General features: G+C 66.8%; 6 protein-coding genes. 3 read left to right on the top strand and 3 right to left on the bottom strand.

Features of this window, described 5'->3' with window-relative positions; translation table 11 throughout:
* Positions 1-422, top strand: a 422-nt coding sequence (locus WAL33_RS03825; protein WP_422178652.1) for a response regulator, incomplete at its 5' end; no start/stop codon positions are given.
* Between the two features lie 52 nt (positions 423-474).
* Here the strand turns inward: WAL33_RS03825 and WAL33_RS03820 are convergent.
* From WAL33_RS03820 to WAL33_RS03810, 3 genes are all read right to left on the bottom strand, one after another.
* Complete coding sequence (locus WAL33_RS03820) at positions 475-1812, bottom strand: porin (protein WP_422178650.1); 1338 nt, start codon at positions 1810-1812, stop codon at positions 475-477.
* 106 nt (positions 1813-1918) lie between these two features.
* Positions 1919-3760, bottom strand: a complete 1842-nt coding sequence (locus tag WAL33_RS03815; protein WP_422178648.1) for a methyl-accepting chemotaxis protein — start codon at positions 3758-3760, stop codon at positions 1919-1921.
* 472 nt (positions 3761-4232) lie between these two features.
* Positions 4233-4751: a GNAT family N-acetyltransferase gene (locus tag WAL33_RS03810; protein ID WP_422178646.1), complete on the bottom strand. Its 519-nt coding sequence runs from the start codon at positions 4749-4751 to the stop codon at positions 4233-4235.
* Positions 4752-4826: 75 nt separating this feature from the next.
* Between WAL33_RS03810 and WAL33_RS03805 the strand changes: the two genes are divergently transcribed.
* Both WAL33_RS03805 and WAL33_RS03800 read left to right on the top strand, forming a co-directional pair.
* Complete coding sequence (locus tag WAL33_RS03805; protein WP_422178645.1) at positions 4827-5204, top strand: YybH family protein; 378 nt, start codon at positions 4827-4829, stop codon at positions 5202-5204.
* Between the two features lie 125 nt (positions 5205-5329).
* Positions 5330-7159: a DUF885 domain-containing protein gene (locus WAL33_RS03800; RefSeq protein WP_422178643.1), complete on the top strand. Its 1830-nt coding sequence runs from the start codon at positions 5330-5332 to the stop codon at positions 7157-7159.
* The last annotated feature ends 113 nt before the right edge of the window (positions 7160-7272 follow it).

Below are 7272 nucleotides of genomic sequence, written 5' to 3'. Positions count from 1 at the left end.
CCGCCGCCGCGCCGGAAGTCGCCAAGGCCCGTCCGCCGCGCGACCTGTCGGGGGCCGGCCGCATCCTGTTCGTCGAGGACGAAGACGCCGTGCGCGGCGTCGCCGCCCGCCTGCTCCGCGCCCGAGGCTACGAGGTGCTGGAGGCCTGCGACGGCGAGGAGGCCCTGATCCTCGCCGAGGAGCACGCCGGCACCATCGACCTGCTGATCAGCGACGTGATCATGCCCGGCATCGACGGCCCGACCCTGCTGAAGAAGGCCCGCGCCTATCTGGGCAACGCCCCGGTGATGTTCATCAGCGGCTACGCCGAGGCCGAGTTCAGCGACCTGCTGGAAGGCGAGACCGGCGTGACCTTCCTGCCCAAGCCGATCGACATCAAGACCCTGGCCGAGCGGGTCAAGCAGCAGATGGCGGCGGCGTAAGGGTCAGACCCGTCCTCGTCACGTGAAGGCCGCCGTCGCGGCGCTCCGCGGCTCAGAAATTGAAGCGGGCGCCGACCGTCGGATTGATCGAGGCGGTGTGCAGGAAGCCCGCGGCCATGCCGCCCTCGACCTTGGAGTACATGGCGCCGCCATAGAGGTTGAAGCGAGGGGTGGTCTTGTAGGTGAGCGACAGCGACGTCGCCAGCAGTCGGCCGCCGCAGGCGGCTGAACGGGCGTCGTCGCAGCCATCGCCGCTGTAGCTGTTCTGGGTGTAGAGATAGACTGCCGCGGCCGCGTCCAGGCGGGGATTGATGGCACGCCGCGCGCCAGTCCAGACGATGTCCATCACCTTGCGATGCTGGTAAGCCGCGTTGTTGACGACACTGATCCGATAGCCGCCGACCGTCTCGCGGCCCGCCAGCAGCGGCGTCCTGGGATTGCTGAACGCGATCCGCTCCCAGCCCCCGTAGAGCTTGAGCGGTCCGGTCGTGTACCGGGTTTGCACGCCATACGAGACATTGTCGGAAATCGTGGCCGCCAAGGACGCGGCGGGCGCTCCGGCGGCCAGATGCGTGGCGCTGAGGGACGAGGCCGACATCGCCCCGCGCACCTGATTGTAGATGGCGTCCACCGACACCCCGCGATAGTCGCCGCCAAGATCCACCGCGTGGACCCGCCGCGCCCCGCCTTCCGATCCCGAGAGCTTGTACAGCACGGTCAGGCGATAGGGGCCTGGCGCGTATCGGACCTTCAGGGCGCGATCGACGCGGGCGTCCTCGGTGGCGCCCATGCCGCCGGCCAAGCCCGAATAGCCGATGGGCGAGAAGGCGTAGGACGCGCCTTGCGGATCATAGGCGATGATATTGTCCAGCATCAGGGCGTTCTGCCGACCGAAGGTCAGCGACGCTCCGCGCTTTGACGTCACGCCCACGAAGGCGACGCCCTGCAGGACCTGACCGGCGCGGCTGGAGTCACCGTTCGAGGTCTGCCGGTTCAGCGCCACGCCATTGTTCTTGACCAGGGTCTTGGGTCCGTCCGCGAGCCGGCCCGACAGCGGCGAAAATCCGGTCTCGATCTGAAAGATCAGCGACAGGTCGTGGCCGAGCGGCTCGGCGCCCTTCAGGCCCAGCTTGGATTGACTCAGGCCGTTGGGCGACAAGGCGGTGACCGATCGGTCGCTGTTCTTGGAGATCAGGTGCTCGAGACCCTGCGGATAGTCGCTGTCCAGCGGCGCGCCGTGCGACTGATGCGTCAGGCCCGCGTCGAGGGTTCCATAGAGCGTGATGTTGCGCCAAGTCAGCCCGGGGGCGGGCGATGTCGAGGACCGCTCGGCCGCTTGGGCGCCGGTGGAAAGGCCGCCGAGCAGGGCGAAGAGCACGATGGACCGCATGGACGTTGTCCAGGTTCGGCGGGCGCCGGATTCGTCTGAAATCCGGCGGCCACGGGGTGAAGGATGAAGGCGAGACAGCCGCGTCGCGGGCGCGCCTGATGAAGGGCTAGGCGCGCAATCGGTGGGGGTCGGCGGCGAATTCGACGCCCGTTTTCGCGTCGTCGAGTTCGAACTGGCCGACCAGATCGGCGAGTTCGTTGGTCTCGTTCTTCAACGAGTGCACCGCCGCGGTCGCCTCCTCGACCATCGCCGCGTTCTGCTGCGTGTTCTGGTCGATCTGCAGCATGGCGATATTGATCTGGCCCAGGCCTTCGGACTGATCGGCGGCGAGGCCGGCGAGGCCGCGCATCAGCACGTCGATTTCGTTGACCTTGCCGACGATATCCTGCAGCGCCCCGCCCATCTCCCGAACCAGGGTGACGCCGTCGCCGATCTGCCGGGAGGAGGCGCCGATCAAGACCTTGATCTCCTTGGCCGCTTCGGCCGAGCGCTGGGCGAGCGCGCGCACTTCCTGGGCGACGACCGCGAACCCCCGGCCGGAGTCGCCAGCCCGCGCGGCCTCGACGCCCGCGTTCAGGGCCAGGAGATTGGTCTGGAAGGCGATCTCGTCGATGACGCCGATGATCTGCTGGATTTGCTGCGAGGACCCTTCGATCTGGCCCATGGCGGCCACCGCCTGGTCGGCGATGACGCCGCTGTGCTGAGCCTGCTCCTGAGCCACGGCGACGGCGACGCGGGCCTGACTGGCGTCGGCGGCCGAACGCTGCACGGTGCCGGTCAGTTCGCCCAAGGCCGCGGTGGTTTCTTCGAGCGTGGCGGCCTGCTGTTCGGTCCGGCGCGACAGGTTATCGGAGGCCGAGGCGATGTCGTCGGCGCCGTGCTGGATGCCATGGGCGTTGTCGCGCACGGCCTTCATGGCGACCGCCAGCTGCGCGAGCGCGGCGTTCAGATTGTCCCGCAATTCGGCGTAGGCGCCTGGAAAATCGTCGCTCAGCCGCACCGTCAGGTCGCCCGCGGCCAGCCGCCCCGCCACGACGGTGACGTCAGTGACGACCCGCTGTTGCACTTCGGCCGCCGCCCGGTCGGCCGCTTCGCGCCGCAGGCGGTCGGCGGCGGCTTCGTCGCGCATGGCCTCGGCTTCGGCCTCCAGGCGCTCGCGATCAAGCGCCGCGTCGCGGAATATCGCCAGCGCCCGGGCCATCCTGCCGATTTCATTGGCCAGGTCAGCGAAGGGGACCGGGCTGTCCTTGTCGCCCTCGGCCAATCCGCTCATGCGCTGGGTCAAGGTCAGGATAGGGCGGGTGATGGTGAGGCCAAGCAGGGTCGCGCCCAGGCCGACGACCAGCAGCAGCGCCACGCCGATGCCGGCCAGTTTCAGGGCGGCGATCCCGACGGCGGTGTTGACGTCATCGACATAGACCCCGGTTCCGATCACCCATCCCCAGGCGGGCATCAGCGCGACATACGAGATCTTCGGCTGCGGTTTGTCGTGACCGGGCTTTGGCCACATGTAGGCGACGAAGCCCGCGCCGTTTGTCTTGGCGACCTTCGTCATCTCGGAAAACAGCGCCTTGCCCTTCGGGTCGCGCTCCTTGGACACATCGACGCCGTCCAGCGCCGGCTTGTTGGGATGCATCACCATCCGGGTGTCGAGATCGGTGATCCAGAAGTATTCCTTGCCGCCATAGCGCATCGACTTCAGAGCGCTTATCGCGGCGGCCTTGGCGTCCGCCTCGCTCATCCGCCCGGCCTTGGCCTCATCGACATAGTGCTGGGCGACGGACACCGCCGTCTCCACCTGGCTGCGGGTCTTGAGCGAGATGTCCTCGTGCATGGCGGCCGAGAGGTTCAGCAAGCCGACGCCAATCGCCACGGCCAGACCGATTCCGGCGAACAGCACCACCAGGCGCAGGCGCGCCATGATCGATAGATTGCGAAATTTCGGCATGCTCCAACCCCATTCTCGGCCTGTCACTATCGCGCCGACCCGGAGACGAGGATTGGAGCTCGCCAATTAACATGGATGAAAGAGTTCCGGCTTCCGTGCTCGTATCACCAAGTATTTGCATGTGACAAATCGTCACGGCGCTGGAATTTGTATTATAATATGTACAAATAATAAAAAGTATATTTTGGATACCGATGATTTCGGTGCCTATGTAATCAACTGTATTTGAAAATTCAACATGTATTCGCAGCATGACCGGTTAACCATCCCAAGATGGCGGCAAGGTGAAGCTCTGAGGCGGGAGGGGAGGATCTTTCAGGCGAGTTCATGAATTCTGATAACTAAACGCCGATTATAATTCGGTCGGACAGCTAATCTCGCACCTTGAGGCAAGCCGGGTTCGGGCGATCTAGGCGCGGTTCGCAGGCCAGTCCATGCTCGGTCAGCGGCCGCCTGGAGGGGCGGCCCTGCTTCACCCCCGCCGCAGCAGCACCGTCGGCGCTTCGCGGTAGGTGGTCCGCGCCACCTCCATGAAGTCCATCTTGTGGGCCAGCTTCAGGGATGGGGCGTTGTCGGGGTCGATGATGCAGACCACCGGCGCGTCGCCCCACTGGTCCCGCGCCCAGGCCAGGGCCGCGGCGATCGCCTCGCTGGCGAAGCCCTGGCCGTGGGCCCAACTGGCCAGCGCCCAGCCCATTTCCGGAATCCCGTCGATCGAGGGTTCGATCCCGCGATGGAAATCGGCGAAGCCGACCTCACCGACATAACGGCCGCTCGCCGTCTCGCGCGCCGTCCAGTAGCCGTAGCCCAGCATCGCCCACAGACCCCGGGCCCGCAGCAGGCGCTGCCAGCTCTCCTCGAGCGTCGAGGTGCGGCCGCCGATATAGCGGGTCACCATCGGGTCGCCCCACATGGCGGCGCTGTCGAGGAAGTCGGCCGCTTCGGGCGGGCTCAGGGTCAGGCGAGCGGTGGTCAGGGTCGGAGGAATCATCGGCTTTCCGGAAGTTGCCGCGCCAGCCTATACCGGGCCGCGCCGCCCGCCACGGATACGAGCCCCGATACGAGCATGACCACCCCGCAGGACGCCATCGCCGCGCGTCGCAAGCTGACCAACAAGCTGATCGCCGGCAAGGACGCCCGCCGCCTGGCCCCGTTCCTCGCGCCGGACATCAAGGTGATCGTCGGCGACGGCGCGCTGATCCTGGGCGCGCGCGACGTGCTGGAGGCCTTCGCGGCCCAGTTCGCCGATCCGGCCTTCGTGGCCTATGTCCGCACGACCGACCGCATCGAACTGGACGCCGCCGGCGACCGGGCCGCCGAGCACGGGACCTGGGTCGGCGTGACGCGGGGCGCGGTCGACACTCGCGGAACCTACCTGGCGACCTGGCGCAAGGTCACCGGCCAGTGGATGATCGAGAACGAGCTGTTCGTGACGCTGAGCTAGGCTTTCCGCCGCACGAAACGTGCGCTCCGCCGCAAGATGACCGGAAATTAATGCCGGCGCCGTTGCCGCGAGGGGCAAGGCCCTCTACGCCTTTGCGTTCAAAATCGAGGGAAGGGGACCCCACCTTGCAAAACCGCCGTCAGATGCTGCTGTCCACCGTCGCCGTCGGCCTGGCCGCCGCGACCCCGGGCCTGGCCCTCGCTCAGGCCTCTGGCGAGAGCGCCAAGCTCAACGCCCTGTTCGACGCCATCATGGCCAAGCAGCTGCGCCAGTCGCCCGAGACGGCCACCAGCCTGGGCCTGGACGTCGGCGAGCTGGCCTGGACCAAGGCCCAACTGGCCGACCGCTCGTTCGCCGCCATTGATGCGGGCGTCGTCCAGACCAAGCAGCAGTTGGCCGCCCTGCGCGCCCTCGACCGCAAGGCGCTGAGCGGCATGGACGTGGTCAATTACGACACCGTCGAGTTCACCCTGGCGGTGCAGGACGAGGGCAACTCCAAGTTCACCTACGCCGGCGGCGGTTCGGGCGCGCCCTATGTGCTGAGCCAGCTGACGGGTTCATACCAGTCGTATCCCGACTTCCTCGACACCCAGCATTCGATCGAGACCAAGGCCGACGCCGACGCCTATCTGTCGCGCATGGAGGCCTTCGCCCGGCTGATGGACCAGGAGTCGGCCATCGCCAAGCGCGACTACGCCGACGGCGTGATCCCGCCGGACTTCATCATCGACAAGGCCCTGGTCCAGATGAAGGCCTTCGCCGACACCCCGACCGCCGAGGCGCCGTTGGTGCTGTCGGTGGCTCGCCGGACCAAGGAAAAGAACATCTCCGGCGACTGGGCGGCCGAGGCCAGCAAGGTCTACGAGACCTCGGTGCTGCCCGCGCTGAAGCGCCAGATCGCGTTGCTGGAGAGCGTGCGCCCCAAGGCCACCCATGACGCCGGCGTGTGGCGCCTGAAGGATGGCGGCGACTACTACGCCGTGTCGCTGAAGAACTACACGACCTCGACCCTGACCCCCGACGAGATCCACCAGCTGGGCCTGGACCTGGTCAAGTCGATCTCGACCGAGATCGGCCAGATCTTCGACAAGCAGGGCATCACCAAGGGCACGCCCGGCGAGCGCATGCGCGCCCTGGCGACCGATCCCAAGCAGGTCTACGCCAACACCGACGCGGCCAAGGAACAGCTGATCGCCGACCTGAACGCCAAGGCCAAGTGGATCGACAAGCAGCTGCCGGCCTATTTCGGCCAGCTGCCCAAGGCTCCGCTGGAAATCCGCCGCGTGCCCAAGGCCATCGAGGCCGGCGCGCCGGGCGGCTACTACAATTCACCCTCGCTGGACGGCAAGCGGCCGGGGATCTACTGGATCAACCTGCGCAACACCGCCGAGCAGCCGCGCTTCACCCTGACCACCCTGACGGTGCACGAAGGCGTTCCAGGCCACCATCTGCAGCTGTCGTTGTCGAACGAGGCCAAGGACCTGCCGCTGCTGCGCAAGACCATCGGCAACTCGGGCTACGCCGAGGGCTGGGCGCTGTATTCCGAGCAGCTGGCCGTCGAGATGGGCATCTACAAGGACGACCCGTTCGGCCATATCGGCATGCTGCACGACGCCCTGTTCCGGGCCGTGCGCCTCGTGGTCGACAGCGGCATGCACTACAAGAAGTGGAGCCGAGAGCAGGCCGTCAAATACATGGCCGAGGCCATGGGCGACGAGGAGAGCGGCACGATCACCGAGATCGAACGCTACGTCGTCTGGCCGGGCCAGGCCTGCAGCTACATGGTCGGCAAGATCACCTGGTTGCGCGCCCGCGAGCGCGCCAAGAAGGCGCTGGGCAGCAAGTTCGACATCCGCAAGTTCCACGACGCCGGCCTGCTGGCGGGCATGACCCCGCTGACCGTGCTGGATCGCGTGATCGACAACTACATCGCCCAGACCAAGGCGGGGAAGTAGCGCCGTTTCCTTCTCCCCTTGCGGGAGAGGGCGGCCCCACGGAGCGAGGTCGGGTGGGGTTAAAGAACAGAAACGCCGCGGCAGCCGAAGGGCCGGTCGCGGCGTTTTTCGTT

This window comes from Caulobacter sp. (assembly GCF_049283275.1).
Lineage (GTDB): Bacteria > Pseudomonadota > Alphaproteobacteria > Caulobacterales > Caulobacteraceae > Caulobacter.
Note: the sequence above shows the minus strand (reverse complement) of the source record. Positions and strands in the feature narration are given on the sequence as shown.